Annotated in this window: 17 protein-coding genes; 8 read left to right on the top strand and 9 right to left on the bottom strand. The window is 42.2% G+C overall.

The window, feature by feature from the left end; translation table 11 throughout:
* Positions 1-2: 2 nt before the first annotated feature.
* From HMPREF1551_RS09830 to HMPREF1551_RS09810, 4 genes are all read right to left on the bottom strand, one after another.
* A complete protein-coding gene (locus HMPREF1551_RS09830) occupies positions 3-626 on the bottom strand; it encodes a phosphoribosylanthranilate isomerase (protein ID WP_021628980.1) in 624 nt (207 codons plus the stop codon).
* A complete protein-coding gene (locus HMPREF1551_RS09825) occupies positions 626-1,354 on the bottom strand; it encodes an indole-3-glycerol phosphate synthase TrpC (RefSeq protein WP_021628979.1) in 729 nt (242 codons plus the stop codon). Before HMPREF1551_RS09825 ends, HMPREF1551_RS09830 begins: the two co-directional genes overlap by 1 nt.
* A gap of 459 nt (positions 1,355-1,813) precedes the next feature.
* On the bottom strand, positions 1,814-3,457 hold the full coding sequence (gene trpD / locus HMPREF1551_RS09815; RefSeq protein ID WP_021628977.1) for an anthranilate phosphoribosyltransferase: 1,644 nt from the start codon (positions 3,455-3,457) through the stop codon (positions 1,814-1,816).
* A complete protein-coding gene (locus tag HMPREF1551_RS09810) occupies positions 3,454-4,734 on the bottom strand; it encodes an anthranilate synthase component I family protein (RefSeq protein WP_021628976.1) in 1,281 nt (426 codons plus the stop codon). Before HMPREF1551_RS09810 ends, trpD begins: the two co-directional genes overlap by 4 nt.
* Positions 4,735-4,945: 211 nt before the next feature.
* Here HMPREF1551_RS09810 and radA point away from each other — a divergent pair, with 211 nt between their 5' ends.
* The 3 genes from radA (at position 4,946) to HMPREF1551_RS09795 (ending at position 7,905) form a co-directional block, all read left to right on the top strand.
* Positions 4,946-6,322 (top strand): DNA repair protein RadA, encoded by a 1,377-nt coding sequence (gene radA, locus HMPREF1551_RS09805; protein WP_021628975.1) that lies wholly within the window; start codon positions 4,946-4,948, stop codon positions 6,320-6,322.
* A 97-nt stretch (positions 6,323-6,419) separates the two neighbouring features.
* Positions 6,420-7,067, top strand: coding sequence for a hypothetical protein (locus HMPREF1551_RS14250; RefSeq protein ID WP_021628974.1), 648 nt, complete (start codon positions 6,420-6,422; stop codon positions 7,065-7,067).
* Positions 7,068-7,605: 538 nt separating this feature from the next.
* On the top strand, positions 7,606-7,905 hold the full coding sequence (locus HMPREF1551_RS09795; protein WP_021628972.1) for a hypothetical protein: 300 nt from the start codon (positions 7,606-7,608) through the stop codon (positions 7,903-7,905).
* A gap of 28 nt (positions 7,906-7,933) precedes the next feature.
* Here the strand turns inward: HMPREF1551_RS09795 and HMPREF1551_RS09790 are convergent, their stop codons facing one another.
* Together HMPREF1551_RS09790 and HMPREF1551_RS09785 are read right to left on the bottom strand one after the other, a co-directional pair.
* Complete coding sequence (locus tag HMPREF1551_RS09790; protein ID WP_021628971.1) at positions 7,934-8,293, bottom strand: DUF2809 domain-containing protein; 360 nt, start codon at positions 8,291-8,293, stop codon at positions 7,934-7,936.
* The gene (locus HMPREF1551_RS09785) at positions 8,290-8,805 is read right to left on the bottom strand and encodes an NUDIX hydrolase (protein ID WP_021628970.1); all 516 of its coding nucleotides are present in this window, start codon (positions 8,803-8,805) and stop codon (positions 8,290-8,292) included. The genes HMPREF1551_RS09790 and HMPREF1551_RS09785 overlap by 4 nt, the downstream gene beginning before the upstream one ends.
* A gap of 146 nt (positions 8,806-8,951) precedes the next feature.
* Here HMPREF1551_RS09785 and HMPREF1551_RS09780 point away from each other — a divergent pair, with 146 nt between their 5' ends.
* Complete coding sequence (locus tag HMPREF1551_RS09780) at positions 8,952-10,493, top strand: YifB family Mg chelatase-like AAA ATPase (protein ID WP_021628969.1); 1,542 nt, start codon at positions 8,952-8,954, stop codon at positions 10,491-10,493.
* A gap of 6 nt (positions 10,494-10,499) precedes the next feature.
* Here HMPREF1551_RS09780 and HMPREF1551_RS09775 read toward each other — a convergent pair whose 3' ends face one another.
* From HMPREF1551_RS09775 to speB, 3 genes are all read right to left on the bottom strand, one after another.
* Complete coding sequence (locus HMPREF1551_RS09775) at positions 10,500-12,035, bottom strand: SGNH/GDSL hydrolase family protein (protein ID WP_021628968.1); 1,536 nt, start codon at positions 12,033-12,035, stop codon at positions 10,500-10,502.
* A gap of 74 nt (positions 12,036-12,109) precedes the next feature.
* Positions 12,110-14,845 carry a PD-(D/E)XK nuclease family protein gene (locus HMPREF1551_RS09770; RefSeq protein WP_021628967.1) on the bottom strand — a complete coding sequence of 912 codons (2,736 nt, stop codon included), beginning with the start codon at positions 14,843-14,845 and terminating at the stop codon, positions 12,110-12,112.
* Positions 14,846-14,922: 77 nt separating this feature from the next.
* The gene (gene speB / locus HMPREF1551_RS09765) at positions 14,923-15,807 is read right to left on the bottom strand and encodes an agmatinase (RefSeq protein ID WP_021628966.1); all 885 of its coding nucleotides are present in this window, start codon (positions 15,805-15,807) and stop codon (positions 14,923-14,925) included.
* A gap of 184 nt (positions 15,808-15,991) precedes the next feature.
* Between speB and HMPREF1551_RS09760 the strand changes: the two genes are divergently transcribed.
* The 4 genes from HMPREF1551_RS09760 to HMPREF1551_RS09745 all read left to right on the top strand — a co-directional run bounded on the left by HMPREF1551_RS09760 (position 15,992) and on the right by HMPREF1551_RS09745 (position 20,157).
* Positions 15,992-17,113: an ATP-binding protein gene (locus HMPREF1551_RS09760; RefSeq protein WP_021628965.1), complete on the top strand. Its 1,122-nt coding sequence runs from the start codon at positions 15,992-15,994 to the stop codon at positions 17,111-17,113.
* A 117-nt stretch (positions 17,114-17,230) separates the two neighbouring features.
* Entirely contained in the window at positions 17,231-19,303 is a 2,073-nt protein-coding gene (gene metG / locus HMPREF1551_RS09755; RefSeq protein ID WP_021628964.1) for a methionine--tRNA ligase, read from the top strand.
* Positions 19,304-19,319: 16 nt separating this feature from the next.
* Positions 19,320-19,823: a hypothetical protein gene (locus HMPREF1551_RS09750; protein WP_021628963.1), complete on the top strand. Its 504-nt coding sequence runs from the start codon at positions 19,320-19,322 to the stop codon at positions 19,821-19,823.
* A gap of 4 nt (positions 19,824-19,827) precedes the next feature.
* The gene (locus tag HMPREF1551_RS09745; protein ID WP_021628962.1) at positions 19,828-20,157 is read left to right on the top strand and encodes a nucleotide pyrophosphohydrolase; all 330 of its coding nucleotides are present in this window, start codon (positions 19,828-19,830) and stop codon (positions 20,155-20,157) included.
* The last annotated feature ends 9 nt before the right edge of the window (positions 20,158-20,166 follow it).

The following is a 20,166-nucleotide window of genomic DNA, read 5'->3' as shown; positions in this document are numbered from 1 at the left end:
GGCTATTTATTGTGTTTATGTATTTCTTCTATAAGTTTTTCTATCAGGGAGCGACTTTTTCGGTTACCTTGCTCCACTTTGCTATTGACATCTATAATTGCAGGCTTATACTGGAGCGCTTCTTGTACATTTGCTGTGGAGACACCTCCTGCCAAGATAAAGCTATAGGGCACCAGTCCCTTCAGCAGTTGCCAATTGAAAGCCAAGCCATTGCCCCCTTCGGCGGCTCCCTTGGTATCTAACAAGGGGAATGCTATATAGGGTAGGTACTCCTCCATCATAGGGAGTTTGTCCCATACAGGAAAGACCTTCCAGAGCTGTACTGCTAAGGGTTTTAGTGTTTCGCAAAACGCCGCTGACTCCGCCCCATGCAGTTGTACGACATCTATTCCTGTAAGGCGTATCGTATCCATTATCTGTTCAAGGGATGCATTGACAAAGACCCCTACCGTCCGCTTGCCTACGCTATGGGCTACATCGGTAATTTCTTTGGCCAAGTCTACCGATACACAGCGGGGACTTTTGGGGGCAAAGATACACCCAAAATAATCAATAGGCAAGTCCTTCAAGGCCTGTATCTCCTCCAAGCTACGGATACCGCATATTTTCAAAGCTGTTTTTCCCATTAGAATAAAAGTCCTTTCATGAGCGCTTCTCCTATCAGGAGTGCATCCACCCCGAGGGTTTCGGCATAATGTACATCTTCCTTAGAGAAGTAACCACTTTCGCTCACTACCAACAGTGAAGCGCGTTGTCCTTCAGGAATTTGGGAAAGCAGTCGCTCGGTGGTCTGTAAAGAAACCTCAAAAGTATTGAGATTACGGTTATTAATTCCTAATAGCTTCAACTGAGGGATACGTAATGCTCTTTGCAGTTCAGCCTCATCATGTACCTCCACCAGCACGTCCATTTGTAAGTCATAGGCCAAGGCATGGAGTGCCTGTAACTGCTCATCGGAAAGCATTCTCACTATCAGCAAGATAGCCGAAGCCCCTAAGAACTTAGCCTGTGCTACCTGAAAAGGGGTATAGATAAAGTCTTTTCTAAGGATTGGCACCTGAGGGAAAGCCGTTACCACCTGAGGGATAAAGCTATTATCTCCTTTGAAATAAGCCTCTTCGGTCAATATAGAGAAAGTCGCCACCCCATGCTCCACATAGTGTTCCGCTTGTTTCAAGAGGTCAAAATCCTCAAGGGCTATCTGTCCCTTGGAGGGAGAAGCCCGCTTGATCTCTCCTATGATACGTATGCCTTCCTGCGAGAGCGCCTTAAAAAAAGAAGGGCGCTCCACAGAGGCCAGCTCTCGCTGGAGTTGTAGGTCTCTTTGCTGTTTTATTTGTGATAGTATATCCAAAGTAATTATTAATTATCAATTGTTAATTGTTAATGCTTTCTATTTCTTTAATGAACTTATTTGTCAAAAGAACATATATAATCATAAGCATAGGGAAATATCTATAAGAATCCCAAAATATGGTAATCCATGTCTCTTCAAAAGAATAAGTACTCCAAGCAGCGACTCTATCTACAAAGAGTATATAATTAATATAGTAGAGTGTGGATAATAGAAATAATAAAATCAATCCATACAAATACACGCTCTTCTTCACTACTCTAAACAAAAGAGTGAGCAGTACCGCTAAAACGCCTATCTTTATGAGTAAAAATACAAAAATATCCTCTCCTAAGGAACATTCTAAACAAGAAGAGGACATACCCCCCTTATAATCCTTCATGGATAAGAATAGGAAAATAACATCTGTTACAAAAACAGCTATTAGAAATAGTATGTATTTTAGTAGCTTTTGTCTCATTAATCATTGTCGGTATTAATCATTTTCAGATAGTGCTCGTACACCTTTCCGCTGCGGATAGCCTCCTCAATCAGCGGTTTGGCCTCGGCAGGGTGCTTGACAAAGTCTGCTGTATAGAGCGCAAACATAGCATTGAGTATCACAATATCCGACTTAGGCGATTGTTCCTCTCCCTTGAGCATTCTTAGCAATATAGCTGCATTCTCCTCTGGAGTACCTCCTTGTATATCGGCATGGAAAGCCCTTTTAAAGCCAAACATCTCAGGGGCGATGGTATATTCAAGTATCTTTCCGTCCTTGACTTCCACAATCTTAGTCTCATCGCAGAGGGTAATCTCGTCCAGTCCATCATTCCCTCTAACCACCAAGGCGTGTTTTCTACCCAATAGCTGGAGTGTCTCGGCATAGAGGCGCTGTACCGGCTCGTGATAGAGCCCTACTAACTGATACTTGAGCTTGGTATTGGGGTGCAATAAGGGGCCTAAGACATTGAACACGGTACGAATACCCAACCTTTGCCTTACCTCCTTCACCTCTCCTACCAAGGGATGGAAGAAGGGCGCATGGAAGAAGGCCAAGTGCTCCTTCTGTAGGTGTTCCAATTGGGTCAAGAGGTTGTTCTCCAAAGGGACTCCGAGCTGCCCCAACACATCGGAACTACCACTTTGGCTGGTTACCGAGCGATTGCCATGCTTGGCCACCTTTACCCCCATAGCTGCCACGATGAAGGCCACTGTAGTGGAGATATTAATCGTTCTAAGGCCATCCCCCCCAGTACCACAGAGGTCTATCATAGGGCTTTCGTCGGCAAAGGTGGTGCTATAAGCCAAAATATTCCTTACAAAAGCCGTCAGAGATTCAGGATAAAGGCTTTTCTCAGAGATTAGCACCAAAAGAGCCCCTAACTGAACCATATCATATTGCTTTTCACTAATCACAGCACAGATCTCCCTAAAATCTTCGTTGACCAAAGGAATATTCTCCTGTAACTTCTTTAGAGCGGCCTTGAATACCTCATTGGCTCTTGCTTTCTCCTGTGCATAGTCCTCCGCTGTTGAAGGTTTTGGTTTTTGGGTATGGGTGATAAAGTTCTTGATGATATGCTTGCCATATTCGGTAAAGAATGATTCAGGGTGAAACTGTATGCTATAGATAGGTTTCTGCTGATGCTCCAAAGCCATGATAATATCATCTTCCGAAAGAGCTGTCACACGAATATTTTCAGGGAGCTGCTCCTTACCTACATAGAGCGAGTGGTAACGCATCACCTGAAACTGCTTGGGTAATCCCCTGAAAAGCAGTGTATTGTCGTCTGTCACTGTAAGGGTAGAGGTCTTCCCATGTAGGGGCACCTCCATGCGCTTGATTTCAGCCCCATTGACCAGCCCAAAGGCCTGATGTCCCAAGCAAATCCCCAAGACAGGGATGGTGGTTGTCTTTAGAAGAATCTCCAAACAGACACCACTATCCTTAGGATGTTTAGGTCCTGGGGAGAGTATAATGCGAGAGGGCTGTAGGGCGGTGATCTGCTCCCAAGTAATCGCATCATTGCGTACGGTTCTCACCTCCTCGTCGGTGAGCTCTTGGAGGTATTGGGCGACATTGAATACAAAAGAATCGTAATTATCTATCAGTAGTATCATTTCTCTTTACAGTTTTTGGTAAATACATTCAGTACAGAAGCGCGTTTGTGGCAGATTTCGTCATACTCCCTCTCTGGAGCAGAGTCATAGACGATACCTGCCCCTGCTTGGATAAAGACCTTTGAGAGCTGCGTGTGCTCATCTACTTTTTCAAAAAAGGCACTGCGTATAACGATAGCCAGCTGTACATTGCCATTGAAGTGTAGAAAACCGATTCCCCCTCCATAGACATTGCGCCGGAAGGATTCGAGTTCGCCAATAATCTCCATCGCTCGTATCTTAGGAGCACCACTGAGGGTGCCGGCTGGAAAGACGATAGAAATCACCTCGAAGGGCGACACCTCCGCCCGCTTAGTGCCATATACATGGGATTCTATATGCATGATATGCTCATAACGAAGTATATGCATCATGTCCTTGACCACGACGGAGCCTTTTTCGGCAAACTTACCAATATCATTGCGTGCCAAATCCACCAACATACGGTGTTCGGCACACTCTTTCGGGTCGGCTAAAAGCTCCTGCTCCAATCGCAAATCCTCATTGGCATCCTTTCCGCGCGGGCGTGAGCCTGCTATGGGAGCTATATGAATCTGGCTGCCGGTGATATCTACCAAAATCTCAGGCGAAGAGCCTACCACCTCCCCGTAGGGTGTCGGAAAATGAAACATATAAGGAGAAGGATTGGTCTTGCTTAGGTAGCGGTAGAAATCAAGCGAATCCAAATTACTCTCCAAAGACAACTGCTCACTGAGTACCACTTGGAAGACATCCCCTGAGCGGATGTACTCCTTAGCCTTCTCCACCATTTGGTAGAAATGTGCTCGCTCTTGGGTAAGGTCGGTCTGTAACTGATAGAAAGCCTCTTGACCTGTAGGTTCTTGGGGAGTAGAGGCTTCTTCTAAAAAGCGGAAATACTGCTGTTCGTCCCCATAGAAGGAATATACCTTACTCACCTTGGAGTAGTGCAGGTAAGCCTTGGCATGAGCAAAAACAAAAGCAGGAAAGTCGTATTGTCTTTGACTTTTTTCAGGAATTTGTTCAAAGAAATGAATGGTCTCATAAGAAAACACTCCAAAGAGTCCCGCAAAGGGTGCAATAGCCTTTTGCCTTTGGTGGTATTGCTCCAAGGAGGCATAACTGTACTGATGTGCATCCAAGTAATGACAATCAATACCGATAATCACCTGATTGACGTCCTCGGCCAAGTAGGAGTTTTTATATCTTTCTCTGATGAGTGTATAATAAAAAAGAGGGGAGGCAGTTAGGAAATTCATTAATGGTTAATGATTAATAGTTAATGATTAACGTTATTAGGGTGAATAGCTATTCACCCTAATAGCGAGGTGCAAAGATAAAAATAATTTGGTAATTTACCAATTATTTAGCATATATTCAGCAGTAAATTCGTTTTTAGCAAAATAACTCCTTCGCAAATTAGCCAATTGACAAATTATTCTTATCTTTGCTCTTCAAACACAAGAAGAAATGGCAAAGACAAAAACTGCTTTTTTCTGCCAGAACTGTGGCGCACAATACAGCAAATGGCAAGGACAATGTTACGCTTGTAAGGAGTGGAATACCATCGTGGAGGAAGTCATCCAAAAGGAGGAAAAACACCAATGGAAAAAGAATGATGAGCAGGATGACACCCCCCGCTCAAGGAAAACTAACAAATACGTCCCCTTACATGAAATTACCACTGAAAAAGAAATGCGCTTGGATAGTGGCGATCAAGAGCTGAACAATGTACTGGGTGGGGGCATTGTTCCTGGTTCGGTCGTACTTATAGGAGGCGAACCTGGGATAGGTAAGAGTACGTTGCTGCTACAAATAGCCATGCGTATGCCCTACAAAACCCTATATGTATCGGGCGAGGAAAGCCAAAAACAAATCAAGATGCGAGGAGAGCGTATCACCAATGCTCGTAACAACTGCTATATACTTACTGAAACCAAGACCCAAAACATCTTCCAGCAAATCAAAGACCTGGATCCTGAAATCCTTATCATAGACTCCATTCAGACACTCCACTCGGACTATATAGAAGCCTCGGCAGGGAGTATCTCCCAAATTCGGGAATGTACGGCGGAGCTTATCAAGTATGCCAAGCTCACAGGAGTACCCGTGATTATCGTAGGGCATATCACCAAGGATGGCACCATAGCAGGACCTAAAATCTTGGAACACATGGTAGATACCGTCTTACAATTTGAGGGCGACCGCAACCATGTATTCCGTATCCTCAGAGCACTGAAAAACCGATTTGGCTCTACTTCCGAATTGGGTATCTATGAGATGCTCTCCACAGGCCTTAGGGAAGTGAGTAACCCCTCCGAGGTACTCCTTTCCAAGACCGATGAAAATAGCTCTGGCACAGCTATCGTGGCTACTATAGAGGGGATGCGCCCCCTCATGATTGAGATACAAGCCCTTGTAAGCAGTGCTGTATATGGTACCCCCCAGCGCTCCACCACAGGTTTCAATGCCAAGCGCCTAAATATGCTCCTTGCGGTACTGGAAAAGCGCGCAGGCTTTCGCTTAGGCAGCAAGGACGTGTTCCTGAACATCACAGGAGGCATCTCGGTAGATGACCCTTCCACTGACTTAGGCGTGGCTATGGCGATACTCTCCTCCAACGAAGATGTAGCTATTCCTAAGACCTTTTGCTTTGCTGCCGAAGTAGGCTTAGGGGGAGAAATACGACCCGTACAGCGCGTAGAACAACGTATCTCAGAGGCTGAAAAGCTCGGTTTTGACACCATCTTTATCTCCAAATACTGCAAGCTCACCGCCACCAAAAGCAATATCAATGTTATCACTTATGCCAAAGTAGAAGAGGTCATCGCGCACCTATTTGGCTAACTGAAATATTCCGACAAGGTACTCATAACTGGAAGTTTTGGAAAGAATCACTACCAAAAATACTCCGTTCTGTAAGATAATTTTAATTTGTAATGCTATGAAAAACTATTTACTCTCCTTTTTATTTTTTTGTAGTACTTTAGTTGCTCAAAATACAGCTAATAAAGATACTATTGCCTATAAAACAAATGAAAAATACGATCAGTTTTTTCCTAAACCTCTTCGTGGAAAAATAAAAACGATGCATACGGTCGGTTGCAGGATAGAATATCAGGGAGATACTCCTGTTGCTGTATATCATCTTTTCCATAAGAATAAGATTGATCCTTATACCTACACCTATCACTTTGATAAAAGAGGCAATGATATAGCTTTTTATACTTATGATGCGCTGGGAAATCTGATGGACTGGGAGATAAAAACTTTCAATAAAGCAGACAGTCTCACCTACCGAAAAATCTCTTATGTTATAGATAGTATTCGCCACTCTGCAGAAAGATTTAATTTCTATAATGATAAAAACTTACTTGTAGATAGAAAAGACATAGACCGTTACGGCTCAAAAGTTTCTCTATATTTCTATAATGAAGCAGACAATATAATCAAAGAGGAAGACTATTATAAAAACAAATTATTCTATACTGCTCTCTATACTTATGATGCTAAGAGTAAACTCCTCGAAAAAAAGAAAAAGAGAAAAATCCTAAAAAACATTCCACTACTATATATGAATATGATACCTTAGGAAATCTTATTCGTGTTACAGAAAAAGAAAAAGGAGAAAAGCCCCATATCCTTACCAATAGAATCTATGAAAATAATACACTTATTAAAGAATATGATGATCATTCCTACGTATTATACACTTATAAAGAAGGAAAACTTATAGAAACAGAAAGTTACTATACAGGAATTGGAATTGACTATATCATAGATAGAAAAGTTATTAACAAATATAACGAAAAAGGTAAAATAATTAAAAAATTAGAATACAGTTTCGATACTTTAGAGGAAGAAACTACTTATTCATACGATGAAAAAGGAAAAGAAATCAAAGGTACTTCTTATAAGAAAGGACAAGAAAAATCCACTTGGGAAAATAAGTATTCTCCTGAAGGGTACCTTATCGAAAAGGCTTGGAAAAAAGAAAAAGGGAATCCAAAATCACTTTACTATTATGATGCTATAGGAAATTGTATAAAAATAGAAGAATATTATAAAGGAAAACTAACTAATATCTATGAAAGAACTTTTACCTATTACGAATAAAATATAAAAATAGTATGAAAAATACCTTTTTAGTAACTAAAATAAGTTTTTTTATTTTTATAGCTTTTTTATGGTCTTGTGAAAATAACAAAGAAATAAAAAATACAAAGAAAACGTATCATATACCCTCTATCATTGAACACGATTTTCCTGATACACTCAAAGGAAAGATAAAATCTATTCATATAATGAAATATGATATAGAAGAAATTAATGGTAAATATGTAAAAGTACTATATGAAAAAAGATATGATATAGCAGACTATAATAATGCTACCTACGTTATAGAACGCAGGATTACTTATTACGAATAAAACTTTGATGATTAACGACAAGTAATTTTTATTTATCAAATACAAGTGCTAAAAAACAGCCTGTAGCATAGCAGAGAATATCCTCAAAGGAAAAGTAATTCCCTAAAAGAATATAGCCAAGAGTACCTTTGCCAAAGCCAAAGAAAGTAGCGAGCTTAAAATACTGTAGTATTTCCACAAATACGGCAAAGCAGAAAATCCCTATAAGTAATTTCTTGGTGTTCTTGATACGGAAAAAGGCTCTTATAAAACAATAAATTAGTATCACTACTAAAATATCTCCCAAGTATGCCCGTACAAAGGAAACACTCTTGAATAAAGTGGCTATGGCTACCTCTACTAGAAAGATAATCAGGGCAGCAAAGAAGTATTTGGAATTGAATTTCATAGGTTTAGGTAATATTTTTCCATAACGGTTCGTACAGAGACAAAACCTATTTTACTAAGGTCTATTTCGGGGATAGGAATCCATTGTAAGGATTTGATTTCATCTTCTGCCCTGACGGAGACCGGTACCTCCAAGGGACATTCGTAGAAAATATCCATAGTGCGATAGGGTACCTTCTTATACAGATAGTTGTTAGGCTGAGTCGTCACATATTTTAGTTGGCTTGGGGTTATCTGTAAGCCCAATTCTTCATTTACCTCACGACAAGCAGCTGCTTCGGCATTCTCATCTGGGTCTATAAAGCCTCCAGGCAGGTCAAGCTTGCCCTTATCGGGGTCTATATTGCGCACTGCAAAGAGAATCTCATTCTCGCGCCTGAAGATAACCGCTACCGCAGCGGCTATATTATGATAATAGACAAAACCACAATGGTGACAGAGAAAACGAACTAAGCGAGGAAACTCCACCTCCTTGCTGCCACAATGAGGACAATAGGTAAAAATAGACTCCATAGATTACTTCTTTATTAACAAGGACAAAAGTAATAAAAATTACGCACATAGGCACACTGAAAAAGAAAATTACTTTTATAGCCAAAAAGTCATTATTTTTTTGTAAATTTGCTATAGACAAAAAATCTTTTTCAAAAACAAAAAGCATGTTAGTAAAGATCTATGGCAGTGCTGTTTATGGCGTAGAGGCGATCACCATTACCATTGAGGTCAATATCGATAAGGGTATCGGCTATTTCTTAGTTGGTCTACCCGACAATGCCATCAAGGAGAGTCATATCCGTATAGAAGCTGCCTTACACAATAATCAATACAAAATTCCTGGAAAAAAGATCACCATCAATATGGCACCAGCCGATATGCGTAAGGAGGGATCGGCCTATGATCTGAGTTTTGCCATTGGCATCTTGGCCGCCAATGGACAGATACAGTGTGAGGAGCTGGAGCGATATGTTATCATGGGCGAACTCTCCTTGGATGGCAGTCTGCAACCCATCAAAGGGGCGCTCCCTATCGCCATTCAAGCGAGAAAAGAAGGCTTCAAAGGCTTTATTCTTCCTATGCAAAATGCCAAGGAGGCTGCTATAGTGAATAACTTAGAGGTATATGGAGCAGAGAATATCAAGCAGGTTATTGATTTTCTCAATGGAGAAGATAGCTTGCAGCGAGTGGAGCTAAACACCCGTGAGGAGTTCTTCAAGCATGTGGAGACCCCTGAGTTTGACTTTGCTGATGTCAAAGGCCAAGAGAGTGTCAAGCGCTGTATGGAGATTGCTGCCGCAGGCGGACATAACATTATCCTGATAGGACCTCCTGGTTCAGGAAAAACGATGCTGGCCAAGCGCCTTCCTGGCATACTCCCCCCTATGACCTTACAGGAAGCCTTGGAAACCACCAAGATCCATAGTGTCGTGGGGCGGGTCAAAGACAATGGGCTTATCTGTCAGCGGCCTTTTCGCAGTCCACACCATACCATATCAGACGTGGCGCTAGTAGGAGGGGGTAGCTATCCACAGCCTGGGGAAATCTCCTTGGCGCATAATGGAGTGCTTTTTTTGGACGAACTCCCAGAGTTCAAGCGTAGTGTACTGGAGGTGATGCGCCAGCCTTTGGAAGACAGAGAGGTAACTATCTCTCGTACCAAGTTCTCCATCACCTATCCCGCTTCGTTCATGTTGGTTGCCAGTATGAACCCTTCCCCCAGTGGTTATTTCAACGACCCTGATGCCCCGATGACCAGCTCTCCGGCCGAGATGCAGCGGTACTTGAGCAAGATATCAGGACCTTTGCTTGATAGGATAGATATCCATATAGAGGTCAATCCTGTTCCCTTCGAGAAGCTCGCCCAAGCCGAAAAGGCCGAGAGCAGTACTGCGATACGAGAGCGAGTAATTCGTGCCCGAGAGATACAGACCCTGCGGTTTGCCCAATACGAACATATCCACTACAATGCCCAAATGAGCAGCCAGCAGATAGGCAAATACTGCCATGTGGAGGCCTCCTCCTTGGCTATGCTCAAGAAAGCCATGGAGCGGCTAAACCTTTCGGCTCGAGCCTATGACCGTATCCTGAAGGTCGCTCGTACTATAGCAGATTTAGAGAATAGTGAAACTATCAAGGAGCACCATATAGGCGAAGCTATACAATACCGTAGCCTTGATAGAGAAGGCTGGTTGGGTGGTTTCTAGAGGTATTTATTTTCTGTACATTTGGGGCGGCTGTACCGAGAGTAAGTCCTCTACCAAGCTTTGGAATAGTAGTTGTGCCATACGTTCGGTACCCTTATCAGAGAAATGCACCAAATCACTGGCAGCCATACGGTTGTCATACCATATTTTCATAGAGTTCTTGCCCCCCATGGCCTCATACATGCTAAAGAAGGCAAATCCATTCTCGGCGGTTTGCTTTTTCATTTCCGCTACCAGTTCAGGGAGGATCTCATAGGTGGTCTTGGTGCTTCGCTTGAGCATATCACTGGGGCCTATCAGTAGGAAGAGTGCATCGGGATTGCGCTTTTGTACCCATTGCATATTGGTAATGATACGCTTCACACTGGAGGCCACCTTGTTTTTCGTCAGATAAGGGACGAGGTTACCTCCAAATTGGAAAATAATAATATCGGGCTTGAGCTCACGGCTCATGGCATCATAAGTATCCTGAATACGGGTGAAGTGGAAGCCAGAATCTCCTCGGGTAGGGATATTGTCCATTTGTACTCCTTCCCCGCTACCTACTGTTACCCCATAGAAATCAGGACTTTTGGTGCTGGAGAACTGCACCCGGAGCTTCTTAGGAGTAGTCAAGAACTTCAGTTTGTAAGCATGATACGCCCCATCGGACACCAGGGTATCCTTCTTTATCTCAGTATTCCCATCGAATACCGTTACGATAGCAGGGGCAGTACAATTACCATAATGAATTGCCACATCAGTATACTGACTCAGCCTATTATAGTAAGAATGGGATGGAGAAATGGTGAAGGAAGCCGTCTTCAGGCCTGCTGCTTCTCCTCGAGCAGGAGCAAAGCGACATACATTGGCATAAAGACCATATTGATTGTTCTGCAATAGGTCTTTATTCTTGCGCTGTTCTGCATTGAAGAGGGCATAGCGGTACCAATTCCCAGAGGTTTGTTCTATGATACTACGCTGTCCGTAAGGCATCTTGATAGGAAAGTAGCCAGGCCCGGTTCCTCCATAGAGGGTTTGCAATCCATTGCGCAAATACGCCGTGATACGATCCCCCTCTATCTTAGAATCTCCATAGTGAAGGATACGACAAGAAGGCTGGCTAAGCTTGGCATGCAATTTTTTTACAAAGTCCTGAGCAGGTTCTGGATAATATAGTCGCCCTTCCACATTGCTTACCAACTGTGAATTCCCTCCAGCAAGGAAAGCACCTATAGAATCCCGTAACTGGTTCATATCCTCTGGGAAAACAAACTTTGTCTTATTGACAAGTCCTGAAACAGAAAGCGTATCTTCTGTTTTAGGAAGGGACTTCTCCTCAGGGGTTTTCCCTTGTACAATTGCCATTGCCTTATCATTCTCAATATGCTGTCTTCGGGAGAAAATATCCCAAAAGATAGGATATTTCATCTGAAAACTACCTATTCTTATTCCATGGGCTACTTCATTCTCCTCATCCATATATTCACGACTAACGAAGGTAAGCCACAGAAGGGTAAGCAACACACCGAGCATAAAGATTACTATTTTTTTAGGAGACATTTGCTATATTTTTTGGGTGCAAATATAGGAATAAAAATAGAATAGCAACCTGCTAAAACCATAATTTCATTAACCTACTTTTCAACAAAGGGAATTTCAGGATTGTATATCTCCTGAAGGAGGGTTATCAATTTCTGTTCGAAGTCGGTACGTACCTGGCTATCTATAAGACTTGGTTCCTTATCTTTGCCATTTCGAAAGCCTATAAAGCCCAATTTCAATCTTCTGAAGGAGTAATTACCTATATATACATTATCCGTTTCCTTTATCTGCCCTATCTTGAAGAGAAGATAAGCATACATCAGCAATTGGAATGCTTTGGAATATTTGTAATCTAAGAGAAGGTCTTCCCATCCTCTATCGGAAAGTTTTACATCATCTCTTTCTACAATACCCGTTTTATAATCGACTATATAAACATCATTGCCTCGTCTTTCTACTCGGTCAATGGTTCCATTGAAGCGTATAGGAAAAGGAAATTCATCAAATTTTATATCTGTCTGTATCTTTTGTTCTACAGAAATCAATTCGACTACCTGATGAGATACATTTTTTTCATCTATATCCAAGAATTTATTTACATATTCTTCTATGGTTCGCTGTACAAAGATATTTTTTCCTGCTATTTCTGTATTTTGTTGATATTCCTTAAATACTTCTTCTGTCTTTTTCTTTACATTTTCTCTTATCTCAGCTATATTATGTTTAGAAATGATACTCTTTTTATAAGGATCATAAAGTAGTTCCAATATTCTATGGATAATTGTCCCCAGTGATCGGTCTTCTATAATCTCCTCTACTTCGACTTCATCTCTTATATCTAATATTTGCTGTTGGTAGAAGTCCATAGGATTTCTTACATAGGTTGTCAGAGAGGAAGGAGAGAATCCTTTCTTATGCTTTGGATCATTTCCTGTAGCTATAGACACCAATTTTTCTAAAATAGTCTTATCTTTTACGATTTCAATAGGCTGTTGTTTTACAATTTTCACCTCAGGGAACCTCACTTGAGGCGTTACTTTGTAGTCAGCCAACAATTGTAGTATAAATCGGCTTTTTTCTCCTCCTTTCAGGCTATCGGTTTCTGTATTATAGAAAAGTGTTGCCTTATCTGAATGCTGGAGTATTCTATAGAAGTAATAAGAATAAGTATAATCCGACTCTTTGTAAGTTGGCAAACCTAAATTGGCTCTTACATCGAATGGAATCAATGAATTATGAGTGTTCCCTTTAGGAAATATACCTTCATTCATGGAAGCCATTAGTACATTTTTAAAATGAATATTCTGCGCCTCCAGTATTCCCATTATTTGCAAGCCTCTAAGCGGCTCTCCTTTGAAGTTTAGCTTTTGTTTTACAAGCAAATCATTATAGATATAGTACAGAGACTTCACACTATCGATAAAATGATGCTTTTCTTGCAAGTAATAAATCTGATTGAAAAGTTCATAGAAGTTATAGATGTATTCTAAATTCAAAAGATTTTCATTTTCTTCCTTTTCCAAAGATTCTTTAATCACGAACAATAATTCTATGATATTTTTTATCAATTTACTTACCGATATATTCTTTTCATCATCAAAAAGCAGATCTATGATAACCTTATCTTCTTCTTTTTTGTAAATGTTTAACGCTTGCTTATATACATAAGACAAGTTATGTTTGTTGATATAGGTTATAGTATCTTTTTTATAGTTTTCAGAGAGCAAATTACTCAAGAAGGGTTGTTCTAAGAGTGCTTTTATCTCTTTATGATACCATCTTCCTGAAATATATAGCTTGAGATAGGCTGATATGAGATCGTGTACGGGTGTTTGTTGCAAGGGGTATCCCATGGTAATATTGACAGAGCGCTTGCTCGTATCTATCGCTTGTAATAAGGGCAATAGCATATCACCATCACTAAGTACAATAGCCGTTTGTTCGAGTTCTTCAGAAGGAATTTCCTCCAATAGGCTCGTGAGTAAGTGTATTTGATTTACCTGCTTAGGTGTTCCATATATTTCTATAGTTGTATTGAGCGCTTCTTCTTTTTTCCACTTAATAGGTGCTCCATTTTTGTAGTATCTCCAACTATCTAAGTATTTTTCTATAAAATAACCCGCACTATGCTTAGTGTTGAGGAAATGTTTTTCTATATCCCAATAGATATCGCCTTGCATCTCCTGTAAGATAAATTGTATGATCTTCTCTTGCGCTAATGTCAAGGCGTTGAACCCTACAAATAGATGGCATTTTTCTTTATTTTCGCTTTTATAAGTATCCAATTGTTCGTAAGCCACTTTGGCTATGAAGCCTTGGTGTCCTTTTTTCTGTTGGTACATCTCTTTTTGGAGCGCATTGTAATACGTCCCCAAGGTGCGCCAAAACTCCAAGTGTCTTTTTTGCATTTCGGATAGCTCCACGCCTGGTTTCCAATGTTCCATCTCCTTAATGGCTTCCATGTAAGGAAATATCTTTTTATATTCTATCAGATACTGATCGATATCATCAAAATCCTTCCACAACATCTTCCCCCAACCGACAAATTTTTCGAACTCATCTATCTCGGTGCTTGTATTTTCCTTATACACTTTATAAAGCTCAAACAAGCCTTGTACCTCTGACATCTTTTTTATTCCAGAGATACGTTCTAATAGATTGTCTAAGGTGATAAATTCGGGAGAGATGGTAGCTTTGTGGTATTTTTTAGCAAATATTTGCCGTAGGAAGAGGGCTGAACGCCTATGAGGAGTTACAAATATAAGGTTTTCGGTAGGAATTTCGGCGTAGTTTTCCAAATAATCCTCAATGACTTGCTCTAAGAACATAACATTTTGAGTTTTGAATTTTGAGTTTTGAATTTTGAGTTGTTGTATAACTCGAACTCAAAACTCAAAACTATTTATTATTTTTTCTTCTTTGTCTCCTTACTATTTTTATTATACTTGTGGTAGTAAGCGAGCATCTTATAGTATAGCTTAGCAGCTAAGAAAGCGGTCGGCTTAGCGGCAGGGCTATCCATCAGTTCTACAATATCGAAGGCCACTACATTACATTTTTTGAATACTTTTCTAAGCAGCTTCAGGGTTGGGTACCACTGCAAGCCTCCAGGTTCTGGAGTTCCTGTAGAGGGGGCTATAGAAGGGTCAAAGGCATCCAAATCGATCGTAATATACACATTTCCGGTCACCTTATCCAATACATCTTTGATCCAATCTTCATTTTTAGCAATCTCATGGGCAAAGAAAACTCGCTTAGGGGGCAAGTATTGTTTTTCCTCGGCGTCCATCGAGCGGATACCCACCTGTACGAGCTTGTGCTTTTGGTTGGCTTCGAATACGGCACAGGCATGGTTGTTCTTGGAGCCATGGTATTCAGGTCTCAAGTCAGTATGCGCATCCAATTGTAACACTGTCAGTTGCTTATACTCCTCCCCTACGGCTCTTATGGAACCTATGGATACGGAATGTTCTCCTCCTATGAGGGTAAAGAGTTTTTCTCGGTCTTTGACCAATTCTTTGGTCTTTTGATAGACAGCCTCCACCATCTTCTCCGGAGTGCTGTTCTCCGATACTTCTCCGGCTCTGTACACCCCTTGTAGGTATGGCTCGGAGTCGGTTTCTATATCATAAAGCTCCATATTTTCGGAGGCATCCAAAAATAGTTCAGGCCCCTTATCAGCCCCTTTTCCCCAAGTAGAGGTGCCATCATAAGGAACAGTAACCAAGACTACTTTTGAGTTCTCATAGGTTGCGTTTTCGGCAGGTATACCTGCATAAGTATTTTCCATTGTCTTGAATGTTTTGATTTAAATAGGGGTAAAATTACTATTTTTATCGCAACTACATATCTTGTTTAACTATTATTTATGAACAAAATAACTTATACTTATTTTTCTATAGATTCCTCCTTATTGCCAAAAAAATATGTATTTTTGTGACCTTAATTATCACGACAACCCATTATAATGACCCATGGATTTTGAAAGCGTTCTAAGTAATTCACATACAAAGAAATACCTAAAAGAAACGATTGAAACCAATCGTATTGCCCATGCCCAGCTCTTTGTCGGAGAGGAAGGAGTCGGTACGCTTGCTATGGCCATAGCCTATGCTACGGAACTGCTTTGCAAGACTGGGGATACGCATACAGCTGTTAAGTGTGCCCACCTGAATCATCCTGATTTGCATTTTGCCTATCCTACAGCAGCTACAACCAAGGTGAAAGACCACCCCTCCAGCTCGGCTTTTTTGGAAGAATGGCGGCAATTCGTCTTGGAAACGCCCTATGGAAGTCTTTTTGACTGGTATCAGGCTATTGATATTGCCAACAAACAAGGAAAAATAGGGGTCGATGATGCCAAGGAAATCACCAGTAAGCTCTCCCTAAAGTCCTTCGAGGGCGGATATAAGGTGATGATTATCTGGATGGCGGAGCTGATGAATACCGATTGCGCGAATAAGCTCCTAAAACTTCTGGAGGAGCCTCCGGCCGAGACCGTCTTTATTTTGGTGGTGGAGAATGAGAACGACTTGCTCGATACAATTCTCTCTCGCTGCCAGATCACGCGCTTTCACAAGCTCTCTCAGGAGGTAATCACTGAAGCGCTCATCCAAAAAGGCCTTAGCCAGCCCGAGGCGCAGAAAATCGCCCTACGTTCCCAAGGCAACTACCGCAAGGCGCTTTCTTTTATCGGAAAGGACAACGATCGCATCTTTGAAGAATGGTTCGTCGAGTGGGTACGTATGGCCTATAGTGCTCGTGGCAACAAGGGGGTACTGCCCAACCTACTGGCTTGGTGTGAGAAAATCGCCAAAGAAGGACGGGAAACCCAAAAGCTCTTCCTCGAATATTGTTTGGAGGTGTTCCGACAGGCACTCTTGGCCAACTATGGTGCGGAGAGCTTGGTATATATGGAGTTCTATTCCAATTTCAAGCTACAGAACTTTGCCCCCTTCGTCCATCATAACAACATCGAGCAAATCCAGAGTCAGCTGGAAGAGGCTATCTACCATATTGAACGCAATGGGAACTCTAAGCTGATCCTCACCGACCTATCCATCAAGCTCACTCGGCTTATACACGCTAAAGTATAAGAAAAAACTTGACTTTTGCACAAAAATATTGTAATTTTGCAGTCCTAATTTAATGAGTGATTGTAGGGGCGAATTGTAATTCGCCCCTACAGAAACTAAAAACTAAAAACTATCTAAATGTCCGAACGTTATACCATTACGGCAGCTTTGCCTTATACCAATGGGCCTATACACATAGGTCATCTGGCAGGAGTATATGTCCCTGCTGACATCTTTGCACGCTACCAGCGATTGAAAAATAATGATGTGGCTTTTATCTGTGGAAGCGACGAGCATGGGGTGGCTATCTCTATCAAAGCAAAGAAAGAAGGCACCACTCCTAAAGAGATTATTGACAAATATCATAAGATTATCAAGGATTCTCTCTATGATTTTGGTATTTCCTTTGATAATTATTCCCGCACCTCGCTGCCTATTCACTACCAAACGGCTTCAGAGTTCTTCCGTACCCTCTATGAAAAAGGGGACTTTATAGAAGAGACTTCCGAACAGCTCTATGACGAACAGGCCGGACAGTTCTTGGCCGACCGCTTTGTAATCGGTACCTGCCCTAAGTGTGGTAATGAGGAGGCCTATGGGGACCAATGTGAGCGCTGTGGTACCTCGCTCAATGCTACCGACCTTATCAATCCGAAATCCACCCTTACAGGAAGCAAACCTGTACTAAGGGAGACTAAGCACTGGTTCCTACCCTTGCAGAATTACAGCGAGTTTCTCGAAAAATGGATTATTGAGGGGCATAAGAACGATTGGAAACCCAATGTATACGGTCAGGTAAAGAGTTGGCTGGATGACGGCCTACGTCCTCGTGCCGTAACACGTGACCTCGACTGGGGAATCCCTGTACCTGTAGAGGGTGCCGAGGGTAAGGTGCTCTATGTATGGTTTGATGCGCCTATCGGCTATATCTCCTCTACCAAAGAATGGGCTGCCCGCGTGGGTAAGGATTGGGAACCTTATTGGAAAGATGAAAAGACCAAGCTCATCCACTTCATTGGTAAGGACAATATTGTCTTCCATTGTATCATCTTCCCTGCCATGCTCAAGGCCGAGGGCTCTTATATCTTACCGGAGAATGTCCCTGCCAACGAGTTTCTCAACCTCGAAGGCAACAAACTTTCCACTTCCAAGAACTGGGCTGTATGGCTCAATGAGTATCTAGAGGAATTTCCTTCTCAGCAGGATACCCTAAGATATGTTATCACCGCCAATGCGCCTGAGACTAAGGACAATGACTTCACCTGGCGTGACTTCCAAGCCAGAAATAACAATGAATTGGTGGCCATCTATGGAAATTTTATCAACCGTGTGATGGTCTTGACCGAAAAGTATTACAAAGGGGTAGCGCCTGCCGTAGGCACCCTTATCCAAGTGGATAAAGAGGCAATCGCCCAAATCAAGGAACTTATCCAGAAGATAGAACAATCCTTGGAGCGCTATCGTTTCCGTGAAGCCCAACAGGAGCTGATGAACATCGCTCGCTTGGGAAACAAATACTTGGCCGATGAGGAGCCTTGGAAGCTCATCAAGGAAGACCCCAAAAGGGTGGAGACCATCATGTATGTAGCCCTACATATCGCTACTGCCTTGGCGGTAACCTCCGAGCCTTTCTTGCCTTTTACCTCTGCCAAACTCAAGCAAATGCTCAATTTTGCAACCATGAGCAAAGCTCCTGTGTGGGAGGATGTCCTACACACCGATAGCCTGATCGCACCTGGACATACCATCGGAAAATCTGTCCTCCTCTTTGAAAAAATAGAAGATGAGGTGATCCAAAAACAGATTGATAAGTTGGAAAATAGCAAGCGAGAAAAACAACAAGCCGCCGCAGCCAACAATACAAATGTTGCCCCGCAGAAAGAGTTGATCTCCTACGAGGATTTTGCTAAGATGGACATCCGCATCGGTACCATCTTAGAAGCAGAGAAGATGCCTAAGGCGGACAAGCTCTTGATCTTAAAGGTGGATACCGGTCTTGACGAGCGGACTATCGTATCGGGAATCGCACAGAGCTTTGACCCTAAGGAGATTATCGGGAAAAAGGTTACTGTATTGGCCAACCTTGCTCCTCGCAAGCTCCGTGGGGTCGAGAGCCATGGTATGATCCTTATGGTAGAAAACAAGGAAGGCAAATATGTATTTCTAAACCCTGATGCAGATGGCATTGCCAACGGAACAGAAGTAAAATAACCTAAATCCTATTTATATGAAACGATTCAAATGGCCTTTGTTGCTCTTGGTCATAGGAGCCTTGGGGGTCGCTTGCAAGAACAAAGGGGAGGCACTCCCTCCGACAGAGGTGCAGGATACCCCCGCTGCCCTATCGGCTGAACGCCTACAGGATTCTATCCAAAAACTCTCCGATGAGCTGGCTGAAGAACGGTATTTTGACATTCGCTTTAACGAAGATAGCCGCTATTTCTTCCATGAAAATGGGATAGATGACCCCGAAGAGTTCGTCCGCCAACAGCTTATGGCTACCAATGTGACTAAGGACGAGAACCATCCCTTGATCTCCTATAGGCCTCGCCGCAACGCTAAGTTCCAAATTAATAAGATAAAATTGCTCAACCACCGCTGGGTGATCTGCGATTTCTCCGACGGACTGGACTGGGGCGAATTGCTGATCAAAATGACCCTCAATGACGACAAGACACTCTCCTTTGACGTCCTTGACCAAACCCTCTATGTAAGCGAACAAAAACCTTAACCTTATGAACCTAAAAAACGCCCAAATTGCCGTAGATAATTGGATTAAAGAACACGGAGTCCGCTACTTCAATGAGCTGACCAATATGGCGCAGCTTACCGAAGAAGTAGGCGAGGTAGCCCGTATTATAGCACGCCGCTATGGCGAACAGTCGGAAAAGGAAAGCGACAAGGCCAAAGACCTCGGCGAAGAACTGGCCGATGTGGTCTTTGTAGTACTCTGCTTGGCCAACCAAACCGGCATTGACCTACAAGCTGCCTTTGATAAAAAAATGGAGGCCAAAACCAAGCGCGACCACGACCGTCACCAGAACAACCCTAAGCTAAAATCATAACCTTTTCCC

Origin of the sequence: Capnocytophaga sp. oral taxon 863 str. F0517, from assembly GCF_000466425.1 — a bacterium.
Classification (GTDB): domain Bacteria; phylum Bacteroidota; class Bacteroidia; order Flavobacteriales; family Flavobacteriaceae; genus Capnocytophaga.
The sequence above is the reverse complement of the archived record's forward strand: the minus strand, read 5'-3'. Positions and strand labels throughout refer to the sequence as shown.